Origin of the sequence: Pseudomonas sp. Tri1 (assembly GCF_017968885.1) — a bacterium.
In the GTDB taxonomy this organism is placed as follows: Bacteria; Pseudomonadota; Gammaproteobacteria; order Pseudomonadales; family Pseudomonadaceae; genus Aquipseudomonas.
The window spans coordinates 4,917,600-4,939,643 of record NZ_CP072913.1 but is presented as its reverse complement, the minus strand read 5'-3'; the positions used below and the strand labels follow the sequence as shown (position 1 = coordinate 4,939,643).

The window sequence follows — 22,044 nt, the reverse complement described above, 5'->3', positions numbered from 1 at the left end:
ATAACCCTTAGAAGTTGTCAGTGGAGGTGAAAACGCCGACCCGGAGGCCTTCGGCGGTGTAGATCTCGCGACCGTCCACGGCAACCGAACCATCGGCAATGGCCATGTTCAGCTTGCCCTTGAGGACGCGTTTGATATGAATGTTATAGGTGATTTTCTTGGCGGTCGGCAGGACCTGACCAAAGAACTTCACTTCGCCCGAACCCAGGGCGCGGCCGCGGCCTGGCAGGCCTTGCCAGCCGAGGAAGAAACCGACCAGTTGCCACATGGCATCCAGGCCCAGGCAGCCCGGCATCACCGGATCACCTTCGAAATGGCAGGCGAAAAACCACAGGTCCGGAGTGATATCCAGCTCGGCGACCAATTCACCTTTGCCGTACTTGCCACCCTCGTCGCTGATATGGGTGATGCGATCCACCATCAGCATGTTCGGGGCGGGCAGTTGCGCGTTACCTGGGCCGAACAGCTCACCGCGACTGCAGCGCAGCAGGTCTTCCCGAGTAAAGGCGTTTTGTTTGGTCATGCGAGCTCCTCAATAGTCCCATGCGGCAGGGTGGGGCAAATCTTCCCGGCCGATCGAGGCGTTCATGCCTCGAATCGACAGCCTACTCATAGACTATTGCGTTGTAGTGAAAGTCACAGCACACGGGAAATGAATGTACACCTGTGCACTGAAATTTTTATTCAAGCCCCAATCGAGGCTTGTTCGGGTGCCTAAGACTGCCGCACTTTCGCCTTTCACGCCAGTCACCCAGGCTACTAATGCACCCAGCGCTGCAGAATTTGCTGCAGGTCAACTCTTTTGAACGGCTTGGCCAGGTAATCGTTCATACCTGCCGCCAGGCAGGCTTCGCGGTCGCCCTGCAAGGCATTGGCGGTCAGGGCGATGATCGGCACCTCGGCACAACCGGGCAACTGACGGATCTGCCGGGTGGCCTCGTAGCCATCGATAATGGGCAGCCGGCAATCCATGAGGATCGCTTCGAAAATCAGGCTTTCGGCGCTGCGCACGGCCTGGGCGCCATCGACGGCGACGCTGACGGTGAAGCCCAGGCTGCGCAGCATGGCTTCGATTACCGTCTGATTCACTGGGTTGTCTTCCACCAGCAACACATTGCGGCCCTCGCCGTCGCCCTTGCCGCTGGGCAGTCGCGGCACCAGCGGGGGTGGGATTTGCCGCGAGCGGGCCAGCGGGATCTCGAGGGTGAACACCGACCCCTGGCCTTCTTCACTCTGGGCCCGCAGTGTGCCGCCCATGCGTTCGGCCAGGGTGCGGGCGATCGGCAGGCCCAGGCCGGTGCCGCCGTAACGCCGGGAAATCGAACTGTCGGCCTGCTGGAAGGCGTCGAACATGCGCTCCAGGCTTTCGGTCGGAATACCAATGCCGCTGTCACGTACCGTGCAGGTGAACCACAGCAGTTCGTGATCCAGGGCCTGCCACTGGCACTGCACGGTGATACGGCCTTGCTCGGTGAATTTCAGTGCATTGCCGATCAGGTTCACCAGGATCTGCCGGATGCGCGTCGGATCGCCCTGGACCTGCAGGGCCTGCATGTCCTCGGGAATCAGCAGCTCCAGCGCCAGTTTGCGTTGTGCGGCGCTGTGCTGGAACGACTGAGCGCAACTGCCCACCAGCTCCGCCAGGTTGAACGGGATGTGCTCCAGCTCCAGGGCCGAGCGCTCGATGCGCGAGAAGTCGAGGATGTCGTTGATCACCTTCAACAGGTGCTCGGTGGATTCGCACGCCAGCGCCGTGTACTCATGCTGCTCGTCGGTCATGCGGGTGGTTTCCAGCAGTTGCAGCATGCCCAGTACGCCGTTCATGGGCGTGCGCAGTTCATGGCTCATCATCGCCAGGAACTCGGACTTGGCGCTGTTGGCTTTTTCCGCTTCTTCCCGGGTCTTGATCAGTTGCGCCATGGCCTGGTGCTGTTCCCGGCTGGCTTGCTCCAGCCCGTCGGCCAGGTTGTTGATATGCCGCGACAAGGCGCCCAGTTCGCCGTCGTCAACGATGGGCAACGGCGTGCTGTAGTCGCCTTGCTGGATCGCCTTGACCGCGTTGCCGATGTCGCGGATCGGTCGGGACAGGTTCGCCGCCAGGCGCCGCGCCACCAGGAAGGTGAACAGCAGGGCGAACAGCGCAAGGATAGCGGCTTTGAACAGAATCTCCTGCTGGCGCTGGCTAAAGGCGTCACTGGACATGCCGACGATCACCCGGCCCAGATAATCCTCGCCGGACGCCTCGGTTGAAGTGCTGTTGCCTTGCAGGAAATCATTGTTCAGGGCAATACGTTGCAGGCGAACCGGGGCCTGGAACACTTCTACCTGTTGAGCTCGGTCGTGGGTTTGTTCGGACTGCTCGACGTACACCAGCACCTTGTCCGTGTTGTCCTGAATCTCCAGGAAACGCACGTGGGGTGTCGCCAGGGTGGCGGCGAGCAGGCTTTCCAGCACCTCCTTGTTGCCGGAAATCACCCCGTATTCCGTGGCAGGGGCCAGTTGGTTGGCGATCAGTTGCCCGGTGTGATTGAGTTCCTGGCGCAGGTCCTGGATTCGCACGAAGGTAAAGAAGCTGATCAACAGCACGGTCAGCAGCAACGCCGGGCCGAGGGCGATGAGCTGGGTGCGGGTATTGATGTCCCAACGGCGACGCAAGGTCATGGGCGGTGTTCTCCTTCGGCCAGCGTTGCAGCGACGGATTCGGCGTCAATCGGCTCGATCCCCAATGAGCGGGCGACCTGCCGGTTGCTCAGGACTTTGAAGCGGGCCGGATACAGGGTGCGCGGCCAGGTGGTGGTGGGGCGGTCGAGCAGCTCGTCGAGAATCGCCAGCCAATCGTCCTGGTCGCTGTAGGTACTGGCCAGGCCACCGGCCTTGACGAAAGCGGCGCTCGGCCCGATCAGCGCACGTTGCCGGGCATAGCTGCTGAGCAAGAGGTTTTTCACGGTCTTGGGGTTGTACAGGTCGGGATCGTCGAGGCCCAGCAGCACATCGCTCTGGCCCAGCAGGTTTTGCAAGGGGCGGCTGTCGCTGGTGTCGTCCCAGCGCTCGGCCACGATCTCCAGGCCCAGCGGCAGAGCGGCCTGACGCAGGTCCTTGAGCAAAAACTCGCTGTGCCCGTCGAACAGCACGCCCACCCGTCGCACCTGCGGCAGGATTGCGCGGATCAGCCGCAGCTGGCGCACCATGGGTGGGTCGCTCCACAGCAGGCTCAGGTGCACGGGTGTCGCCTCGCCCCAGCGATCCCGGGCTTGCTGGCGACTGATGCGCAGCACCAGCGTGGCCGGCCCGCGGGTTTCTTGCAGGCGCCAGTCGAGGCTGGGCAGGTCGAGCAGGACCAGGCGGACATTGCCTGGCAACTTGTCCGGCGCCGGCAAGCCGGCCAGTGGGGTGAACCGCACAGTGTCCTCGGGGCGCAGGGCTTTTAGTGCCTGGGTAAAGGACTGCACGGCAGGGCTATCCTCGGCGCCGGTCAGCAGAATGTCGGCAGCGCGTGCCTCGATCGTCGCCAGCAGCCCTGCAAACACCAGGCATAGCGCTAGCGCCAGGCGGCCATGCAATGGCGTCTTGCGTGGTTGGCCCCGGAACATCTAGAAGGACAACTCCGCACTGAAATACAGGACATGACGGTCGTCATAGCGGTTGTCGACGAACGTCGTCGGCTGGTTGTCCAGGCGTTGTTGCATGACCCCGGCCAGTTCCAGGCTGGCCTTGCCCAGCGGGATGCGCCGGGCGAGGCGGGTGTCGACCCGTTCGAAGCGATAGCCGTTCAGGGCGTCGGCTCCGTAATAGAACAGCGCACTGTTCCAGCCCTGGCCCCAATCCCGCAGCCAGCCGACCGAGCCGCTATTGCGGGCGGTCAGTTGTTCGTCGAGGGGGTTGCTGGCCAGGGCGTCGACGTAGGCGTAGGTCAGGCGCAGGCGGTCGGCGCTGGTCAGGCGCCAGTCGACCTGGGTCTCGGCCCCGGAGAATTGCGATTCGTTGCTGTTGCTGGCGATGTACTGATTGTTGCGCAGCGGCTCGCTGATCATGCCGGTGATTTCGTCATGGAACAGCTTCACATCGACTGTCAGGCCCAGCTCCATGAAATAACCGTTGTAGCCCAGTTCCCGAGAGCGCATGTGCTCTTGTTCCAGATTCCCCGGGCCGCGGGTCCGGACAAAGTACCGGGCACTGCTCTGGCCGAAGGCGGTGGGTTGCAGGTTGGTGACCTGATAGCTCCAGTTGACGTTGTTCTCGAACATGTCCGGCGAGCGCACGGCTTCGGAATATACCGCCCGCAGGCCATGGCGCGGGGTGATCAGGTAGTTGACGGCCACCCGAGGGGTCAATGAGCTGCCGGTCAGTTGGGTGTCTTCGAACATCGCCCCGCCCTGCAACAGCCAGTGTTCGCTGGCCCGCCATTCGAGCTGGCCGAACAGCCGCCAGGTGGTGTCGTCCAGCGTGCCGTTGAAATACGTCTCGGAGTCGGCCCGGTCATAGCGGTAATTCGCCCCGGTGACTAGGCGCAGGCTGTCGGACAGGCTCAGGGTGTCCTGGATTTCCAGGTCGTAGCGCGACTCCCGGGCGCTCTGGTCGATATCGCCGCACAGGGTTTGCGAGGCGCCGTTGCGCCATTGGTCGAGCACCTGATTGGCCAGCGCTTGTTCCTGTGGCGTGCCGGCTGGCGCGCCGCTGCCGAGGTAGCTGGGAATATTGCGCGCCAGCTTCTCGGCATAGTAAGGGTTGAGCTGCCACAGGTCGGTCAGTTGCGGGCTGAAGGACACCTCGGCGTCGCAGGCGCGCCAGGTCTGCTGGCGATCCCAGTGCTGGATCGAGCCCTGTACATAAAGGCTGTGGTCGGGGTCCAGGTCCAGGTTCCAGCGCAGCGAACCGGCGTAGTCTTTGGCAATGACGTCGGAATTGTCGCCAGCGGCTGTAATCCCAGCGAACACTGGATGGTAGGTGTAGGGCCGCTGATTGGTCCCGTCCTTGGCGTTCAATTGCCAATCGATACTTTGCTGCTCGTTCAATGTCTGGCTGACGGACAGGTTGAAGCGGTTCAGGCGACGACTGTCGCGGTAATCGGCGCCGTTGCGGTCGCTGTCAAAGCCGTCATCTTCCTGGCCGGACAGCGAAAGTCGCAGATCGCCGCCCTCCCAGCCGCTGCCCTGGCTGGCGTACCAATCGCTGATACCACGCTGGCCCTGGGTGATTTTCAGTCGGGTGCCGTGGCTGTCGGCGGGCGCGCGGGTGATGATGTTGACCACTGCCATCAGCGCGTTGGCGCCGTAGCTGACGGTGTTGGGCCCGCGAAAGACTTCGATCCGCTCGATATCTTCCATGGCCACCGGAATGTCGCTCCAGTCCACCGTGGCCAGGCCGGCGCGATACACCGAGCGGCCATCGATCAGCACCTGCATGCGGCGGGCTTCGCTGGCGTTGGTGCCGTGGTAGTTCACGGTGGCCTGGTTGCCGCTGATGTTGCCGACCATCATGCCCGGCACCAGGCGCAGCAGTTCGCTGATGTCCCGGGCGCCGCTGGCCTTGATCAATTCGCTGTCGAGCACGGTCATGCTGCCCGGCACCGCCGCCGGCGATTGTTTCAGGCGTGTGGCGGTCAGCACTTGCGGCAGGGCCTGGCTGTCCACGAACAAGTCGTCGGCCAGCACTGGCGGGCTGATGATCAGCGCCAATAGCAGTGACGAACCTGAACGGGAGGGGCCGACGGGCACGGAACAACCTTTGAAAATGGAAGGATGGCGGGCATGTTAACTGAGCTGAACGACTTTTCCATTCACGTTGACAGCATTTTCCTAGGAATTGGTGGTCAGCTTGCTACACCTGCGGGTAATTGTTGCCGGGGCTGGTCGCGATCTGGCCGCTCCGTATAATGCCCGGCATTGCCACTTGGTATGGATGAACGGATTGCATATGACTGAACAGCGCCCGATTGCGGTCCTGGGGGGGGGAGTTTCGGTACCGCCGTGGCTAACCTGCTGGCCGAGAATGGCCACTCGGTACGCCAATGGATGCGTGACCCTGAGCAGGCCGAGGCCATCCGGGTCAACCGTGAGAACCCGCGTTACCTCAAGGGCATCAAGATTCGCCCGGAAGTGGAGCCGGTCACCGACTTGCAGGCGACCCTCGATGCTTGCGAGCTGTTCTTCGTCGCCTTGCCCTCCAGTGCCTTGCGCTCGGTCCTGGCACCGCATGCCGAGCGCTTGAGCGGCAAGCTGTTGGTGAGCCTGACCAAAGGTATCGAGGCCCAGACCTTCAAGCTGATGAGCGAGATCCTCGAGGAAATCGCCCCCAAGGCGCGGATCGGTGTGATTTCCGGGCCGAACCTGGCCCGGGAAATCGCCGAGCACGCCTTGACCGCCACGGTGGTCGCCAGCGAAGACGAAGAACTGTGCCAGCGGGTCCAGGCCGCGCTCCATGGCCGTACTTTTCGGGTCTACGCCAGCGCCGATCGGTTTGGGGTAGAGCTGGGCGGGGCGCTGAAGAATGTCTATGCAATCATCGCTGGCATGGCGGTAGCGCTGGGCATGGGTGAGAACACCAAGAGCATGCTGATCACCCGGGCGTTGGCGGAAATGACCCGCTTTGCCGTCAGCCAGGGTGCCAATCCGATGACCTTCCTGGGGTTGGCCGGAGTGGGGGATCTGATCGTCACCTGTTCCTCGCCCAAGAGCCGCAACTACCAGGTCGGTTTCGCCCTTGGCCAAGGCCTGAGCCTGGACGAGGCCGTGTCGCGCCTGGGTGAAGTGGCCGAAGGGGTGAATACCCTCAAGGTGCTCAAGGCCAAGTCCCAGGAGGCCGGGGTGTACATGCCGCTGGTCGCGGGGCTGCATGCGATTCTGTTCGAAGGGCGCACGCTGGAACAGGTGATCGAACTGTTGATGCGTGGCGAACCGAAGACCGACGTCGATTTCATTTCCACCAGCGGTTTCAACTGAGCCTCTATCGAGCGCAAGCAGGAGCGAGCTATGAACGATCCGAAAGGGCAGCCCCAATACGAATCCATCCTGCTGCGTGTGTTGTGGATGGTCATTTATCTGTTGGTCTGGCAGGTGGCGCAGTTCATGCTTGGCGCCGTGGTGCTGGTGCAACTGATCTATCGGCTGATCTACGGCGCACCCAGCGCCAGCCTGATGAACTTCGGCGATAGCCTGAGCCAGTTCCTGGCCCAGATCGGTCGCTTCGGCACCTTCCACAGCGACCAGAAACCCTGGCCGTTCGCGGACTGGCCGACCCCGCGCGCGCCGGAGGGGGAGGCGCCTCACGTCGTCGCGCCAGCCCCGCATCCGGTTCGTGACGAAGAGCCAAAGCTATGAAACTGTGGGTACTGCGCCATGGCGAAGCCGAGCCTTACGGCGCCCGCCCCGATCCCGACCGGGCCCTGACCGCCCATGGTCGCGAAGAAGTATTGCGCAGTGCCGCGCACCTGCTCGGCCAGCCGCTGACCGCCATTTATGCCAGCCCTTACCTGCGTGCCCAGCAGACTGCGGGCCTGGTGCGCGAAGCCCTGGGGCTTCAGCCGGAACTGATCACGGTGGATTGGCTCACGCCGGACACCCGGCCGCAGAAAGTCCTGGAACACCTCGATGATCAGGGCGATGTGCTGCTGGTCAGCCATAACCCACTGGTAGGTAGCTTGTTGGGCTTGCTGCAACACGGTCATCTGCAACAACCCGAGCAGGTGAAAACGGCTGGCCTGGCTGAGCTGGAAGGCGACCTGCCGTTGGCGGGGGCGATGATGCTCAAGGGCATCAAGCACCCATAAGATTGAGCTCCCTGAAAATAACAGAGGAAGGGCAACGATGAGTCTGTGGCGCACCCCCCCCGACATCGAGAAACTGAACGCCGCCGGTAAGAACACCATCAGCGAAGTTCTGGACATTCGCTTCGAGTCTTTCGACGAGGAGTCCCTGACCGCCAGCATGGTCGTCGACCACCGCACCCACCAACCGTTTGGCCTGTTGCATGGCGGTGCGTCGGTGGTGCTGGCCGAAACGGTCGGGTCCATGGCGGCCTACCTGTGTGTGGACGCCAGCAAGTTCTATTGCGTGGGCCTGGAGATCAACGCCAACCACCTGCGCGGTGTACGCAGCGGGCGGGTGACGGCCACGGCCCGGGCGGTGCACCTGGGCCGTACCACCCAGGTTTGGGACATCCGCCTGACCAACGACGAGGGCAAGGTCAACTGCGTATCGCGCCTGACCATGGCCGTGGTGCCGCTGGGCGAGCAACCACCGGCGCGTTGAGGCTGGCTAACCTGTCGGGGCAGGCGAGGGCTTTTGTGGCGAGGGGATTTATCCCCTCGCCACAGGTTTCGCAGCTTATACAACCCCATAGCCCAACCCCGACTGTCATCATTCCTGTCAGTTACGGTCATTGCCGCGTCGCTGGGTTCTGCGGACAATCAGGCCCAGTTCTCGCAATGGATCGGCTGTCATGTCGCAACAGGTGTTTTTCGCCCACGCCAATGGTTTTCCCTCGGCCACCTACGGCAAGTTGTTCGCCGCGCTGGCGCCGCAGTATCAGGTTGCGCATCTGGAATTACACGGCCATGACCCGCGTTTCCCGGTGGACGACAACTGGCACAACCTGGTGGATGAACTCATCCATCACCTGGAGCAGCAACCGGAGCCGGTGTGGGGCGTTGGGCATTCCCTGGGCGGTGTCCTGCACCTGCACGCGGCTCTGCGTTGCCCGCAGTTGTACCGTGGCGTGGTCATGCTCGATTCGCCGGTGCTGACCCGCGCCGACCAGTGGGTTATCCTGGCCGCCAAGCGCCTGGGTTTCATCGACCGCCTGACCCCGGCCGGCCGGACCCTGGGGCGTCGCGAAGAGTTCGCTGACCTGGAATCGGCCCGGCAGTATTTCGCCGGCAAGACACTGTTTCGTGGTTTTGACCCGGAGTGTTTCGACGCCTACCTGCAACATGGCCTGCGACAAGTCGGTGACCGCTTGCGGCTGCGCTTCGACCCGGCCACGGAAATCAGCATCTACCGTGGCGTGCCCCACACCAGCCCGGGGCGGGCCCGTAAGCTCAAAGTGCCGCTGGCGGTGGTGCGCGGTCGGCAGAGTCGGGTGGTGATGCGTCATCACGCCCGTTCGGTGGGGCGCATGCCCCATGGCGAATCCCTGAGCATGCCCGGCGGTCATATGTTCCCTCTGGAGCGGCCTCAAGACACGGCCAACCTGCTCAAGGAACTGTTCCAGCGTTGGGAAGGGCACAGCCGATGAGTGGGGTCGAAGAAGTCCGCCTGAGCCTGCCCCACATCGAACTGGCGGCTCACCTGTTTGGCCCGGAAGACGGGCGGCCGGTGATTGCCCTGCATGGCTGGCTGGACAACGCCAACAGCTTCGCCCGCCTGGCCCCAAGGCTTGCGGGCCTGCGGGTGATTGCCCTGGACATGGCCGGCCACGGTCACTCCGGGCATCGGCCGCCCGGTGCTGGCTACGCCCTGTGGGACTATGCCCATGATGTGCTGCAAGTCGCCGAACAACTGGGCTTGAAGCGGTTCGCCCTGTTGGGGCACTCCATGGGCGCCATTGTCTCGCTGGTGCTGGCCGGCTCCTTGCCAGAGCGGGTGACGCACCTGGGCCTGATCGACGGCGTGATTCCTCCGACAGCCAAAGGCGATAACGCCGCCGAACGCATGGGCATGGCCCTGCAAGCACAATTGGATTTGCAGCAAAAACGCAAGCCGGTCTACAAAACCCTCGACCGGGCCATCGAAGCGCGCATGAAGGGCTTGGTGGCAGTCAGCCGCGAGGCCGCCGAGTTGCTGGCCCAGCGCGGCCTTATGCCGGTGCCGGGGGGCTATACCTGGCGCACCGACAACCGCCTGACCCTGCCATCGCCATTACGCCTGACCGATGAGCAGGCCATGGCGTTCGTGGCGCGGGTCGCTTGTCCTGCGCATCTGGTGGTGGCGGCCGAGGGCATGCTCGCCCAGCACCCTGAGCTGTTGGAACGTCTACCCTTCAGTCATGAGCAGTTGCCCGGCGGCCATCATTTGCACTTGAACGACGAAGCCGGTGCGGCGCTTGTAGCAGACTGTTTCAATCGGTTCTTCACCGTTCCTTGACTTGCGCCGGGCAACTGTCGAGGCTGGGCGGGTTGAAAGGGAGACAACCATGACAGATCTCTGTTTACCCGCCTCGCGGCACCTCGAAGACGTCCGTTTCGTCGTCGAGACTCAGGCCAAGCCGCTCCGATGAAATTATCCATTCATTATTCACTCGCCCTGCTGGCGCTGGCATGCTTCAGTCCGAGGTCGTTTGCCGTCGATGTGCCCGGCAGTCACGATCTGGAACGGGTGCCACGCATGGCCGATGCGCAGATTGTCGATTACCGGCAAACCAGCGACCTGGAACGTGTCTACCCCATGGGCTCGATCCGCAAGATCAGTGGCCAGTTGCGCTTCGACGGCCAGGTCGATGGCCGTGGCAATGTCACATCGGTCACTTATGAGCTGCCACCGGAGCACTCCGCCACCCAGGCTTTTACTGCCGCTCGCGAAGCGTTGCAGAAACAGGGTGCCGAGTTGCTGTTCTGGTGCCAGGCCCGTGATTGCGGCGAAAGCAGCCTGTGGGCCAACGAAGTCTTCGGCAACTCCAAGCTCTACGGTGCCGACAATGGTCAGGCTTATCTGTTGTTGCGCCTGGCGCCACCGGCGGACAACACGCTGATCGCGCTGTACGGTATCACCCGCGGTAACCGCAAGGCCTACCTGCATGTCGAGCAGTTCGAATCGAGCGCGACGCTGGGGGATTTGCTACCGACCTCGGCCACGCTGTTACGTCAGCTCAAGGACACCGGGGTGCTGGACTTGCCGCGTCTTGCCGGTGAGCCGGACGAGACCTGGTTGTGCCTGCTGTCCCGGGCGTTGAACCTGGACACGGGCCTGCGCGTCAGTATCGCCGGCCCGCAGGCCGAGAGCTGGCGTCAGGCGCTGATTGACCAGGGTGTCCGGGCGGCGCGGATGGAGGATGCTCGTGGCGATGCGGCGGGCCTGCACTTTGAGTTGCTGCGATAAGCTGTTTCGGGTGGCGGGCTTCACGCCGTGACCCTGGGCCCTGTCCATTTTTCGAGACTTTACATGCTCAATAACGATCGGCTGTTGGTGCAAATCCTGCTCCTGGTGTTGTTCGGCGCAAGCCTTTGGGTGATGGCACCGTTCTGGTCGGCGCTGTTCTGGGGCGCGGTGCTGGCGTTTGCCAGTTGGCCGCTGATGCGCCTGCTGACCCGCTGGCTCAATGGCCGTGAATCCCTGGCGGCGGCATTGCTGACGATGGGCTGGATGCTGTTGGTGGCAGTGCCACTGGTATGGCTTGGTTTCAACCTGGCCGACCATGTGCGCGATGCCACAGCATTCATCAAGGACGTGCAGGTCGATGGCTTGCCCGAAGCCCCGACCTGGCTGGCCGGCGTACCGTTGGTGGGCGAGCGGCTGGTGGGTATCTGGAACAGCATCGACCAGCAGGGTGCGGCGATGATGGTGTCCATCAAGCCGTACCTGGGGCAGGTCGGCAATTGGCTGCTGGCCCGCAGTGCGCAGATCGGCGGCGGCATTCTCGAGTTGACCCTGAGCATCGTGTTCGTGTTCTTTTTCTATCGTGACGGTCCACGACTGGCGGTATTCGTCCACGGGTTGCTGGAGCGCCTGATTGGTGACCGTGCCGGTTACTACATCGAACTGGTGGCCGGTACGGTGCAACGAGTGGTCAACGGCGTGATCGGCACTGCGGCGGCCCAGGCCGTGCTGGCGTTGATCGGCTTCCTGATCGCTGGGGTGCCGGGGGCGCTGGTGCTGGGCATCGTCACTTTCCTGCTCAGCCTGATTCCCATGGGGCCGCCCCTGGTGTGGATCCCCGCCACGGCCTGGCTGGCGTGGAAGGGCGAATACGGAATGGCGGTGTTCCTCGGTATCTGGGGCACCTTCATCATCAGTGGCGTGGACAACGTGCTCAAGCCCTATCTGATCAGCCGAGGCGGCAACCTGCCATTGGTGATCGTGCTGTTGGGGGTGTTTGGCGGGTTGATTGCCTTTGGCTTCATCGGCCTGTTCATTGGCCCGACCTTGCTGGCGGTGGCGTACAGCTTGCTGACGGATTGGAGCAAGAGCCAGGCGCGGTAGTTTGAATGCCAAGCACCTGTGGCGAGGGAGCTTGCTGTAGCGGGGGATAAATCCCCTCGCTACAAATGAGCTTCGATCCAGATGGGCGAACCTGGCTCCCGAAGGGCCAGGTGTACGGGTGAATCAAGTCGCCACGTTCAGGTGTTTGCCCACGGTGGCGACGTTATCCAGCGAGTATTGCCGGCTGAGGTTGGCGATCATTTTGTTCAGCGCTTGGCTGACATTGGCCTGGTCGGTGGAGCTGTCGCTGCTGCGTCCGGCCTGCAAGGCGCTGTTGAACTCATCGCTGTCGATCTCGCCGCTGCTGTCGCCGTCGAGTGCTTTCATCAGCATCGCGCTGGTGTCGGTGCTCGTGGAGGTGCTGTCGCTGGCCTGCAGGGCGCTGGTCAGTTCGCTGGAGGTCACACTGCCGTCGCCATCGCTGTCGAGTTGGCTGAACAGCTCTTCGCTGGAGGCCTGTTGCGGCGGTGGAGGCGGTGGTGCGAGGCTGGCGGCGAGTTCGTCGGCACTGACGGTACCGTCTTCATTCTTGTCCAGGACCGAGAACACTTGCTGACTGTCGGCACTGCTGCCGGCGCTGGTCAGGCCGCTGCTCAATTCATCGCTGCTGATCGCGCCATCACCGTCGGCGTCCAAGGCGCTGAGCAGCGCATCGGCCAGTTCGGTATCCGGCGCCTGATCCCGTGGCGGAGGAGGTGGCGGAGCCATCGCAGCCATTTCCTCGCTGCTCAAGTCACCGCTGCTGTCACTGTCCAGGTCACCGAAATTTTCGCTCAAGGTGACCAGGATACCGTCGTCGCTCTTTTGCGACAGGGCGCTGCTCAATTCCTCCTGACCGACCGAGCCGTCACCGTTACTGTCGAGTTTGCTAAGCAATTCCTTTTGAAACTGTTGGCTGCGGGCACTGCTGGTCGCGTTACTACTGGTGCTGGTATAGGTCGAGTAACTGCTGACGCTACCGATCATGGGCGCTCTCCTTGGGCTGGAATAGCCGGTGGGTGCACCGGCTTATGCAGCGTCGGCGGGACAGTTGTCGTGGGTGTGTGGAGTTTGTACCGGTGGGGGTACAAAACCTTCGGATCAACCCCGGCCCCCCTTCAAGTCTAAACATACAAGCGAGCTTGCTCGCGATAACGGTGGGTCAGCTTGCAATTCATGTTGAATGTGCTGGCGCCATCGCGAGCAAGCTCGCTCCCACAGGTGAGAGGTGTGTTCTCAGGCGCGAGGCAGGCTGACCACCGCCGTCAACCCACCCCCTGGCGTTTCTTCCAGGCTCAACTGCCCGCCCAGGCGTTCGGCGGCTTCCCGAGCGATGGTCATGCCCAGGCCGACGCCACCGGAATTGCGGTTGCGCGAACCTTCCAAGCGATAGAACGGCTCGAACACGGCTTCGCGTTTGTCCGCCGCAATGCCAGGGCCATGATCGATGACGCGAATCTGCACCTGCTTATGCTGGTCTTCCAGGGTAATCAATGCATGGCCGGCGTAGCGCAGGGCGTTGTCCATGAGGTTGTTGAGACACGAGCGCAGGGCCATCGGCTGCACCTGCAGTGGAGCGCAGAAACCGCTGACCTGCACATCGGCACCCTGGTCCTGGGCGTTTTCGCTCAACGACTCCACCAAGGCTTGCACGTCCATCCATTGCAACGCTTCGCTGGTGCGCTGTTCGTGCAGGTAGGTGAGGGTGGCATCGAGCATGCCGATCATGTCGTTCAGATCCTGGCGCATCTGGCCTTGCAGCTTGAGGTCATCGATCTGCTCCAGGCGTAGCTTGAGCCGCGAAAGCGGGGTGCGCAGGTCATGGGACACCGCGCCGAGCATGCGCGAGCGCTGCTGCACCTGTTCGCGGATCCGCTGCTGCATCAGGTTGAACGTGTGGGCCGCCTGTCGCGCTTCCCGAGGACCGGTTTCCTCCAGCGGCGGGCTGTCGAGGTTCTCGCTCAGGCGTTCGGCGGCATTGCTCAGGCGCTGGATTGGTCGGGTCAGCAGTTTGGCGCCGTACCAGGCGGCCACGATCAGGCACACGAACTGGAACGTCAGCGGCACCACCGGCCCACCGAACCAGGGGCGCTCACGGCGGTTGGGCGGCGGACCAAAGCGTGGCGGCCCTTCGGTTTGTTGGGAAAACTTCGGCGGTGGTCCGGGATGTGGTGGCTTGTCGTAGTGAGAAAACCAGGCGAACGCCAACAGATGCGCGAGGACGATCGCCAGCAACAGCACGCCAAACAGACGGCCGAACAGGGAGTCCAGGCGCAATCGCATCAGCCGATGTCCCGGGCGTCGAACAGATAGCCTTCACCGCGTACGGTCTTGATCAGTTGCGGTGCCTTCGGGTCGTCGCCCAGTTTCTGGCGCAGACGCGAGACCAGCAGATCGATGCTGCGGTCGAACGCCTCGATGGACCGACCTCGGGCAGCGTCCAGCAGTTGCTCGCGGCTGAGCACCCGGCGCGGCCGTTCGATGAAGACCCACAACAGACGGAACTCGGCGTTGGACAGTGGCACCACCAACCCGTCGGCGGAGATCAGTTGGCGCAGCACGCTGTTGAGCCGCCAGTTATCGAACCGGATATTGGCCCGCTGTTCGGTGCGGTCGTCACGTACGCGGCGCAGGATCGTCTGGATCCGTGCTACCAGTTCCCTGGGCTCGAACGGCTTGGCCATATAGTCGTCGGCGCCCAGTTCCAGGCCGATGATGCGATCGGTAGGTTCGCAGCGGGCGGTGAGCATCAGGATCGGGATGTCCGATTCGGAACGTAACCAGCGGCACAGTTGCAAGCCGTCTTCACCCGGCAGCATCAGGTCAAGCACGACCACGTCGAAATGCTCGGCTTGCATCGCCAGGCGCATCGCTGCGCCATCGGTCACGCCACTGGCGCGTATGCTGAAACGGGCCAGATAATCGATCAGCAGTTCGCGGATCGGCACATCGTCGTCGACGATCAGTGCGCGGGTGCTCCAGCGCTTGTCATCGTCGGGCGCTTTTTGATCGTCAGAATTTGCAACAGGGGTGTTCTGCATGGATGCATCATCTGCCAGGTAGGCTGCCAACCGCAAAGAAGGCGGCGAGGTTGAGGCTTCAGCATAGGCTTCGTGCCACGAGGCGTGAAGCGCTGAAAGGACGGGTTGCGGCGCCAGACGGTAGCGTGCCGGCGTGTTGTACGCATGTCATGAATGTATCGTCTTAGACACAAAGGCCGGTATCGGCCATGCTGCTCTGGACGCGATGATGATTTACCGATCATTGGGTCCCGCACCGGCGCTGGTTCCGCTACAATGCGCGCCGATTTCGACTTGCCTGAGAGCCCGCTCATGTCCGCCTGCCAGACGCCCATTATCGTCGCCCTGGATTTCCCTACCCGTGACGCCGCCCTGAAGCTGGCCGACCAGTTGGACCCCAAGCTCTGCCGGGTCAAAGTCGGCAAGGAACTGTTCACCAGCTGTGCTTCGGAAATCGTCGGCACCCTGCGCGACAAGGGTTTCGAAGTGTTCCTGGACCTGAAATTCCACGATATCCCCAACACGACCGCCATGGCCGTCAAGGCGGCCGCGGAGATGGGGGTGTGGATGGTCAATGTGCATTGCTCTGGTGGCCTGCGCATGATGGCGGCCTGTCGTGAAGTGCTGGATCAGCGCAGCGGCCCGAAACCGCTGCTGATCGGCGTGACCGTGCTGACCAGCATGGAGCGCGAGGATTTGGCTGGGATCGGCCTGGACATTGAGCCTCAGGAGCAAGTGCTGCGGCTGGCGGCGCTCGCGCAGAAGGCCGGCCTGGATGGCTTGGTCTGTTCGGCCCTGGAAGCCAGCGCCTTGAAAGCGGCTCATCCGTCGCTGCAACTGGTGACCCCGGGGATTCGTCCCGCGGGCAGTGCCCAGGATGATCAACGCCGCATCCTGACCCCGCGCCAGGCGCTGGACGCGGGGTCCGATTACCTGGTGATCGGCCGTCCGATCAGCCAGGCGGCTGATCCGGCCAAGGCATTGGCGGCAGTGGTGGCCGAACTGGCCTGACCTGACACCGAGGATCCTTAATGTGGGAGCGAGCTTGCTCGCGATAGCGGTGTGTCAGTCAATACCAATGTTGACTGACACGGCCCCATCGCGAGCAAGCTCGCTCCCACAGTCGTTTTATGTCAGGCCCTGAGCACCAGATTCCATAGTTGTTTTGTGTCAGGCCCTTGAGCACCAGACTCCACAGTTGTTTGGGTCAGACCTTGAGTACCAACTTCCCGAAATTCTCCCCACTGAACAATTTGGTCAGTGTCTCGGGGAACGTCTCCAGCCCTTCTACGATGTCTTCCTTGCTCTTGAGCTGCCCCTTGGCCATCCACCCGGCCATTTCCTGCCCGGCGGCGGCAAACTGCGCGGCGTAGTCCATGACCACGAAGCCTTCCATGCGCGCCCGGTTGACCAGCAGCGACAGGTAGTTGGCGGGACCCTTCACCGCTTCCTTGTTGTTGTACTGGCTGATGGCGCCGCAAATCACTACGCGAGCCTTGAGGTTCAAGCGGCTGAGCACGGCGTCGAGGATGTCGCCCCCGACGTTATCGAAATACACATCCACGCCTTTGGGGCATTCGCGCTTGAGGCCGGCATGGACGTCTTCGTTCTTGTAGTCAATGGCGCCGTCGAAGCCCAGTTCATCGATCAGGAACTTGCATTTGTCGGCCCCGCCGGCGATGCCCACCACGCGACAGCCTTTGATCTTGGCGATCTGCCCGGCGATGCTGCCCACAGCACCGGCGGCACCCGATAGCACCACGGTTTCGCCGGCCTTGGGCGCGCCGACGTCCAGCAGGGCGAAATAGGCCGTCATGCCGGTCATGCCCAGCGCGGATAGATAACGTGGCAGCGGCGCCAGTTTCGGATCGACCTTGTAGAAACCTCTTGGCTCGCCGAGGAAATAATCCTGCACGCCCAACGCACCGTTGACGTAGTCCCCGACCGCGAACCCTGGGTTGTTCGACGCGATCACCTGGCCGACACCCAATGCCCGCATCACTTCGCCGATGCCGACCGGTGGAATATAGGATTTACCTTCGTTCATCCAGCCGCGCATGGCTGGGTCCAGGGACAAATACTCGTTCTTTACCAGGATCTGACCGGCTGCCGGTTCGCCGACCGGTATTTGTTGATAGGTGAAAGTCTCGCGGGTCGCCGCGCCCACCGGGCGTTTGGCGAGCAGGAACTGGCGATTGGTCTGGGCAGTCATGGCTGGCACTCAAGATGAATGAAGCCTTGTTGATAGACCTTCGAAGCCTTTGCCGCAAGGTTTGCTGATACAGCGAATGCAGTTCGATCCAACACAGTGATAGTTCGCCCGGGGGCCTTATCACTGCGGCTCATGAATGCTCAAACGGCAATTGGATAGTGCTGCCGCGTCATCGGGACCTGTGGCTAGACTGGCGACATCCCCCGCATTCTTCGAGGAACAGACAATGAGCATGACGTTTTCCGGGCAGGTCGCCGTGGTAACGGGCGCCGCCGCAGGCATTGGCCGCGCCACTGCCCTGGCGTTCGCGGCAGAGGGCCTGAAAGTAGTGGTGGCAGACCTGGACGTGGCGGGCGGCGAGGGCACGGTGCAGTCGATTCGAGATGCGGGCGGCGAGGCGGTGTTCGTGCGCTGCAATGTGACCCTGGAAAGCGACGTGCAGAACCTGATGAACGAAGTGGTCAATACCTACGGTCGCCTCGATTACGCCTTCAACAACGCCGGGATCGAGATCGAGAAGGGCAAGCTGGCCGATGGCACCGTCGATGAGTTCGACGCGATCATGGGGGTCAATGTGAAGGGCGTCTGGCTGTGCATGAAATACCAACTGCCATTGCTACTGGCCCAAGGCGGCGGGGCGATCGTCAATACAGCCTCGGTGGCCGGTTTGGGGGCGGCGCCGAAGATGAGCATCTATGCGGCCTCCAAGCATGCTGTGATCGGTCTGACCAAGTCGGCGGCCATCGAGTACGCCAAGAAGAAAATCCGCGTGAATGCGGTCTGCCCGGCGGTGATAGACACCGACATGTTCCGCCGAGCCTATGAGGCGGATCCGAAAAAAGGCGAGTTCGCCAACGCCATGCACCCCGTGGGACGTATTGGTAAAGTCGAGGAAATCGCCTGCGCCGTGCTGTACTTGTGCAGCGATGGCGCAGCGTTCACCACGGGGCATTCCCTGGCGGTGGACGGCGGGGTCACGGCTTTCTGAGGACGGTCTGCTGAGACTGTAGGACATAGCCCGCACTGGTTGCGGGCTTTTTCTTGGGCGGCGGAAAAATCCCTGGAAAGGACCGTCAATGTGTTTCAAGGAGTGAGAATCGGCGGTTTTGGTGATGTTGTCTTACATCGTCTGGCGGCGGCCTGTGCTTAACTGTTTCCGGAAATAAAACAAACGCTTAGGAGCTTGGTTACTCATGGAATTGAGAATCGACCGACAGGCCCTGGTGCCCGTCGTGCAGCAAATTGTCGACGGGCTGGCGGGCTGGATCCGACAGGATGCGGTACAACCGGGTACCCGCTTGCCATCCATCCGGCAATTGGCACGGGAGAATCTGCTCAGCCAGTCCTGTGTCAATGAGGCGTGCGAACGCCTGGTGGCCCAAGGGCTATTGGCGTCCCGTCACGGTTCGCGTTTTTTTGTCGCCCCGTCGCCTTCGCTCGGGCACGAATCCATCGGCGAACCCCGACCGCAAGACGCACCGTCGATCCGGGTGCATTTGACCGACAGCTCGCCATCGGCGCTGGCGTTAGGGTGCGGCGGGCTGCCCGAGAGCTGGCGTGAAAGCGATGACCTGGGCTATGCGATTCGTCAGGTCACCCGCACCGATATGGCCGGGCTGTTCAACTACAGCACGCCGTTGGGCTTGCCTGCCTTGCGTGAGCAACTGTCCCGGCGCCTGAAGTTGCTCAATATCGAGGCCGATAAAGACCTGATCATGACCACGACCGGGGCCACCCATGGGCTGGACCTGATCGTGCGGACACTGTTACAGCCGGGCTGCTGCGTCGTGGTGGAGAGCCCCGGTCATTCGAAGTTGTTCGAGCTGCTCAGGCTGCACAAGATCGACATGATCGAACTGCCCAGAACCCCGCGTGGCCCGGATGTCAATGCTCTGCAGCGGATTCTGGCGACGCACCGGCCCAGCGCCCTGTTCGTCAACAGCGCCTGCCACAACCCGACCGGCAGCAGCCTGGCGCCGGCCATTGCCCAGCGGCTGCTACAACTGACAAAAAAACATGCCATGCTGGTGATCGAAGACGATGTCTATGCTGATTTCCAGGGTTCGGCGCGGGCCCGGCTGGCAGCGTTGGACGCCGACGTGGTCTATGTTGGCAGTTTCTCGAAAACCCTGAGCAGCTCGTTGCGCGTCGGTTTTGTAGCGGCGGGGCCGTCCGTCATTGCGCGCCTGAGCGAGGTCAAAGGCATTACCAGTATGGGCGGCTCGCGGTTCTGTGAGTCGGTGCTTGCCAGCCTGCTGGCCAACGGTGCCTATCGAAAACTGGTCCAGCGCCAGCGGCAACGTCTCAATGGTGACAGGGCCGCGGTGTTGCAGGTACTGGAAGACGCCGACTGGGAAATCTTTGGCAAGCCGGTCGGCGGGCTGTTCATCTGGGCACGTCCGCCAATGTGTGACTACGCTGGAGTACAACGCTTGGCCAAGCGGTTCGGCGTGCTGCTGTCTTCGCGTACCGCCTTCAGCCCTTCGGGCGCCAACAGTGACTGGTTACGGATCAACGTGGCCTACGCATTGGACCCCAGGGCACAAGCATTTTTCCAGGCCGCAGCTCTGGATCGACCTTGAGTGTCCTGAAAACGACGCGGCTGTAGCTTTTTGCCATTATTCCGACGCCAGCATCTTGTGTTGCAGGGCGTCTCGTTGCGAATCTGCAATCAACACATACTGGCAGAGGACTGAGCGCAATGATTTCGGCCGTGCAAGGACGTTTTGCCAACTTGGGTATGGCAAAGAAACTGGGTATCGGGTTCGTCCTGGTGCTGTTGCTCACCGCAGTGGTAGCGGCCATCGGAGTCTGGTCCCTGCAGACCATCAGCCACCGTTTTGAGGGGCTCAAGCAGATGTCTTCCCTGAACAGCGGGCTGCTCAAGGTCAGGCTGCTGGAACAGGAATATGCTTTGCGCTCCGACGCCAAGGTGGCCGATGCCTTGCGCAAGGGCGTCGACGAGCTGATCGCCATGGCAAATGAGCTTAAGGCGCAGTCGGCTGCCAATGTCCCGGTGATGAGCGACGTGGAGCAGGCATTGGTGGCGTATCGCAAGGCGTTCGACGAGTTTGTCGGGTTGAGCCAGAGCAAGGATCTCGCGCTGGAGATGGCCAGTTGGTCGGTGTCCAGCGTCGCCAATAACCTGGATGTGCTGCAGGCGGGGTTGGCGGATGATGGCGCCTATACCTTGAAAGACACCGAAGGCAAGGAGGGCTCCGAATTCATCGAGCAGGCCAACCAGGTCAGCGAAGTGTCGCGGTTGATGCTGCAGGCCATGAACGAAGCCCGGGTTCGTCTGGACCAAAGCCGTAAAGGCAGTGAGGAGGGGGCCGGGCAAGGCAACATCGAGCAGGCCGAGCAGGCCATGAAACAGGCCGAAGCGCTCAAAGCCGTCGTCAAGGACCCGGGTTACCAGACCGTGCTTAACGAAGTCGCCGGGCACATCGCCGGGTTCAACCAGCAACTGGCCGAATACACCGACCTGTTGGCCAAGGAAAAAATCGTCTACCAGCAACTGCACGAACGAGCCGCCCAAGTCGTGGAACGCGTTGACCAAGCCTACGGTGCAGAGGACGGAGCGATGCGGACCGAGTTGAAAAAGAACTCGCTGCTGATTATCGGCTCCTCGGCCTTGGCGCTGTTGGTGGGGCTGATCGCGGCGTGGGTCATTACCCGGCTGATCGTTGCGCCGTTGCGCAGCGTCATTCGCGTGGCCCAGCAGATCGCGTCGGGCGACTTGAGCGCGACGGTCGAAGTGACGCGGCGGGACGAAATTGGCCAGTTGATGCTGGCCATGCAACAGATGGGCGCCGGTCTGAGCAGTATTGTCAGCGGATTGCAGGCGGGTATTGAACAGTTGGCCAACTCCGCCCAGTCGTTGTCGACCGTGACTGAGCAGACCAATCTGGAGGTCAGCAGCCAGAAGGAAGAAACCGAACAGGTCGCCACGGCCATGAACCAGATGACCGCCACGGTCCATGACGTGGCGCGCAATGCCGAAGAAGCGGCCCAAGCGGCCCAGACTGCCGACGATAAAGTCGAGAGCGGCCAGCAGGTGGTGCGTCAGAGCATGGTGCGCATCGAGCAACTGGCCGATTCGGCCACTTCAGCCAGCACCAGTATCGAAAGCCTCAGCGCCGAGATTCAGAACATCGGCACGGTGCTGACGGTGATCAAGAGTGTGGCCGAGCAAACCAACTTGCTGGCGCTCAATGCCGCCATCGAAGCGGCTCGGGCTGGTGAGCAGGGCAGGGGCTTTGCGGTGGTGGCTGATGAGGTGCGGGCCCTGGCCAGGCGCACGCAACAGTCCACCGAGGAAATCGAGCGATTGGTCAGCGCCTTGCGCTCAGCGGCCCACACTTCCGTGCAGCAGATCCAGAGCAGCGGCGAACTGGTAAAAATGGCGGTCAGCGATGCACTGCAGACTGAAAGTGCCCTGGGAAGCATTGCGGCGGCGGTGTCGTTGATCCAACAGATGAATCAGCAGATCGCGGCTGCGGCCGAGCAGCAGAGTTCGGTCGCCGAAGAGATCAACCGCAGCGTTACCAGTATTCGGGCCAGTGCCGATCAATCCTCCCTGGCGATGCAGGGCAATGCCGCGTCCAGCATTGAGCTGGCGCAGTTGGGTGTCAAATTGAAGGGGATGGTGGGGCATTTCAGGTTGTGAAGCGTCGGTAACTCAAGACATATGTGGTGAGGG

Annotated in this window: 19 protein-coding genes and 1 pseudogene; 12 read left to right on the top strand and 8 right to left on the bottom strand. The window is 62.2% G+C overall.

The window, feature by feature from the left end; translation table 11 throughout:
• Window positions 1–7: 7 nt before the first annotated feature.
• The 4 genes from fabA to J9870_RS21295 form a co-directional block, all read right to left on the bottom strand.
• Window positions 8–523 (bottom strand): 3-hydroxyacyl-[acyl-carrier-protein] dehydratase FabA, encoded by a 516-nt coding sequence (gene fabA, locus J9870_RS21310; RefSeq protein WP_030138344.1) that lies wholly within the window; start codon window positions 521–523, stop codon window positions 8–10.
• A 236-nt stretch (window positions 524–759) separates the two neighbouring features.
• Window positions 760–2,661, bottom strand: a complete 1,902-nt coding sequence (locus J9870_RS21305; protein ID WP_210639881.1) for an ATP-binding protein — start codon at window positions 2,659–2,661, stop codon at window positions 760–762.
• Entirely contained in the window at window positions 2,658–3,590 is a 933-nt protein-coding gene (locus J9870_RS21300) for an ABC transporter substrate-binding protein (RefSeq protein ID WP_210639880.1), read from the bottom strand. Before J9870_RS21300 ends, J9870_RS21305 begins: the two co-directional genes overlap by 4 nt.
• Complete coding sequence (locus J9870_RS21295; protein WP_210639879.1) at window positions 3,591–5,714, bottom strand: TonB-dependent receptor; 2,124 nt, start codon at window positions 5,712–5,714, stop codon at window positions 3,591–3,593.
• Window positions 5,715–5,913: 199 nt separating this feature from the next.
• On the opposite strand from J9870_RS21295, the pseudogene J9870_RS21290 reads away from it, so the two are divergent.
• The 8 genes and pseudogenes from J9870_RS21290 (at window position 5,914) to J9870_RS21255 (ending at window position 12,131) form a co-directional block, all read left to right on the top strand.
• Window positions 5,914–6,938, top strand: a pseudogene (locus J9870_RS21290) (NAD(P)H-dependent glycerol-3-phosphate dehydrogenase).
• A gap of 30 nt (window positions 6,939–6,968) precedes the next feature.
• Entirely contained in the window at window positions 6,969–7,316 is a 348-nt protein-coding gene (locus J9870_RS21285; RefSeq protein WP_210639878.1) for a DUF4389 domain-containing protein, read from the top strand.
• A complete protein-coding gene (gene sixA / locus J9870_RS21280; RefSeq protein ID WP_210639877.1) occupies window positions 7,313–7,765 on the top strand; it encodes a phosphohistidine phosphatase SixA in 453 nt (150 codons plus the stop codon). The genes J9870_RS21285 and sixA overlap by 4 nt, the downstream gene beginning before the upstream one ends.
• Before the next feature lie 37 nt (window positions 7,766–7,802).
• The gene (locus J9870_RS21275; protein WP_210639876.1) at window positions 7,803–8,246 is read left to right on the top strand and encodes a hotdog fold thioesterase; all 444 of its coding nucleotides are present in this window, start codon (window positions 7,803–7,805) and stop codon (window positions 8,244–8,246) included.
• A gap of 190 nt (window positions 8,247–8,436) precedes the next feature.
• On the top strand, window positions 8,437–9,231 hold the full coding sequence (locus J9870_RS21270) for an alpha/beta hydrolase (RefSeq protein ID WP_210639875.1): 795 nt from the start codon (window positions 8,437–8,439) through the stop codon (window positions 9,229–9,231).
• Window positions 9,228–10,079, top strand: a complete 852-nt coding sequence (locus J9870_RS21265; RefSeq protein ID WP_210639874.1) for an alpha/beta hydrolase — start codon at window positions 9,228–9,230, stop codon at window positions 10,077–10,079. Before J9870_RS21270 ends, J9870_RS21265 begins: the two co-directional genes overlap by 4 nt.
• Window positions 10,080–10,208: 129 nt before the next feature.
• Window positions 10,209–11,030 (top strand): DUF4892 domain-containing protein, encoded by an 822-nt coding sequence (locus tag J9870_RS21260; RefSeq protein WP_210639873.1) that lies wholly within the window; start codon window positions 10,209–10,211, stop codon window positions 11,028–11,030.
• Between the two features lie 63 nt (window positions 11,031–11,093).
• Window positions 11,094–12,131 (top strand): AI-2E family transporter, encoded by a 1,038-nt coding sequence (locus J9870_RS21255; RefSeq protein ID WP_210639872.1) that lies wholly within the window; start codon window positions 11,094–11,096, stop codon window positions 12,129–12,131.
• A 123-nt stretch (window positions 12,132–12,254) separates the two neighbouring features.
• Here the strand turns inward: J9870_RS21255 and J9870_RS21250 are convergent, their stop codons facing one another.
• The 3 genes from J9870_RS21250 to J9870_RS21240 form a co-directional block, all read right to left on the bottom strand.
• Window positions 12,255–13,097: an EF-hand domain-containing protein gene (locus J9870_RS21250; protein WP_210639871.1), complete on the bottom strand. Its 843-nt coding sequence runs from the start codon at window positions 13,095–13,097 to the stop codon at window positions 12,255–12,257.
• Window positions 13,098–13,346: 249 nt separating this feature from the next.
• Window positions 13,347–14,393: a HAMP domain-containing sensor histidine kinase gene (locus J9870_RS21245; protein ID WP_210639870.1), complete on the bottom strand. Its 1,047-nt coding sequence runs from the start codon at window positions 14,391–14,393 to the stop codon at window positions 13,347–13,349.
• Window positions 14,393–15,151: a response regulator transcription factor gene (locus J9870_RS21240; RefSeq protein ID WP_210639869.1), complete on the bottom strand. Its 759-nt coding sequence runs from the start codon at window positions 15,149–15,151 to the stop codon at window positions 14,393–14,395. The genes J9870_RS21245 and J9870_RS21240 overlap by 1 nt, the downstream gene beginning before the upstream one ends.
• 291 nt (window positions 15,152–15,442) lie before the next feature.
• Between J9870_RS21240 and pyrF the strand changes: the two genes are divergently transcribed.
• Window positions 15,443–16,141, top strand: a complete 699-nt coding sequence (gene pyrF, locus J9870_RS21235) for an orotidine-5'-phosphate decarboxylase (RefSeq protein WP_160893102.1) — start codon at window positions 15,443–15,445, stop codon at window positions 16,139–16,141.
• A gap of 196 nt (window positions 16,142–16,337) precedes the next feature.
• Here pyrF and J9870_RS21230 read toward each other — a convergent pair whose 3' ends face one another.
• Entirely contained in the window at window positions 16,338–17,342 is a 1,005-nt protein-coding gene (locus tag J9870_RS21230; protein WP_210639868.1) for an NADP-dependent oxidoreductase, read from the bottom strand.
• 226 nt (window positions 17,343–17,568) lie between these two features.
• On the opposite strand from J9870_RS21230, the gene J9870_RS21225 reads away from it, so the two are divergent.
• From J9870_RS21225 to J9870_RS21215, 3 genes are all read left to right on the top strand, one after another.
• Window positions 17,569–18,330, top strand: a complete 762-nt coding sequence (locus J9870_RS21225; RefSeq protein WP_210639867.1) for an SDR family oxidoreductase — start codon at window positions 17,569–17,571, stop codon at window positions 18,328–18,330.
• A gap of 205 nt (window positions 18,331–18,535) precedes the next feature.
• Window positions 18,536–19,924: a PLP-dependent aminotransferase family protein gene (locus J9870_RS21220; protein ID WP_210639866.1), complete on the top strand. Its 1,389-nt coding sequence runs from the start codon at window positions 18,536–18,538 to the stop codon at window positions 19,922–19,924.
• Between the two features lie 119 nt (window positions 19,925–20,043).
• Window positions 20,044–22,011: a methyl-accepting chemotaxis protein gene (locus J9870_RS21215; protein WP_210639865.1), complete on the top strand. Its 1,968-nt coding sequence runs from the start codon at window positions 20,044–20,046 to the stop codon at window positions 22,009–22,011.
• Window positions 22,012–22,044: the final 33 nt, after the last annotated feature.

Excerpts from the sequence above, each read along its gene's own strand:
- J9870_RS21225 (WP_210639867.1), top strand. The coding sequence starts at position 17,569 with ATGAGCATGACGTTTTCCGGGCAGGTCGCCGTGGTAACGGGCGCCGCC.
- J9870_RS21275 (WP_210639876.1), top strand. The coding sequence starts at position 7,803 with ATGAGTCTGTGGCGCACCCCCCCCGACATCGAGAAACTGAACGCCGCC.
- J9870_RS21245 (WP_210639870.1), bottom strand. The coding sequence starts at position 14,393 with ATGCGATTGCGCCTGGACTCCCTGTTCGGCCGTCTGTTTGGCGTGCTG.
- J9870_RS21260 (WP_210639873.1), top strand. The coding sequence starts at position 10,209 with ATGAAATTATCCATTCATTATTCACTCGCCCTGCTGGCGCTGGCATGC.
- J9870_RS21285 (WP_210639878.1), top strand. The coding sequence starts at position 6,969 with ATGAACGATCCGAAAGGGCAGCCCCAATACGAATCCATCCTGCTGCGT.
- J9870_RS21305 (WP_210639881.1), bottom strand. The coding sequence starts at position 2,661 with ATGACCTTGCGTCGCCGTTGGGACATCAATACCCGCACCCAGCTCATC.
- J9870_RS21250 (WP_210639871.1), bottom strand. The coding sequence starts at position 13,097 with ATGATCGGTAGCGTCAGCAGTTACTCGACCTATACCAGCACCAGTAGT.
- J9870_RS21300 (WP_210639880.1), bottom strand. The coding sequence starts at position 3,590 with ATGTTCCGGGGCCAACCACGCAAGACGCCATTGCATGGCCGCCTGGCG.
- J9870_RS21215 (WP_210639865.1), top strand. The coding sequence starts at position 20,044 with ATGATTTCGGCCGTGCAAGGACGTTTTGCCAACTTGGGTATGGCAAAG.
- J9870_RS21220 (WP_210639866.1), top strand. The coding sequence starts at position 18,536 with ATGGAATTGAGAATCGACCGACAGGCCCTGGTGCCCGTCGTGCAGCAA.
- sixA (WP_210639877.1), top strand. The coding sequence starts at position 7,313 with ATGAAACTGTGGGTACTGCGCCATGGCGAAGCCGAGCCTTACGGCGCC.
- J9870_RS21265 (WP_210639874.1), top strand. The coding sequence starts at position 9,228 with ATGAGTGGGGTCGAAGAAGTCCGCCTGAGCCTGCCCCACATCGAACTG.
- fabA (WP_030138344.1), bottom strand. The coding sequence starts at position 523 with ATGACCAAACAAAACGCCTTTACTCGGGAAGACCTGCTGCGCTGCAGT.
- J9870_RS21270 (WP_210639875.1), top strand. The coding sequence starts at position 8,437 with ATGTCGCAACAGGTGTTTTTCGCCCACGCCAATGGTTTTCCCTCGGCC.
- pyrF (WP_160893102.1), top strand. The coding sequence starts at position 15,443 with ATGTCCGCCTGCCAGACGCCCATTATCGTCGCCCTGGATTTCCCTACC.
- J9870_RS21230 (WP_210639868.1), bottom strand. The coding sequence starts at position 17,342 with ATGACTGCCCAGACCAATCGCCAGTTCCTGCTCGCCAAACGCCCGGTG.
- J9870_RS21255 (WP_210639872.1), top strand. The coding sequence starts at position 11,094 with ATGCTCAATAACGATCGGCTGTTGGTGCAAATCCTGCTCCTGGTGTTG.
- J9870_RS21240 (WP_210639869.1), bottom strand. The coding sequence starts at position 15,151 with ATGCAGAACACCCCTGTTGCAAATTCTGACGATCAAAAAGCGCCCGAC.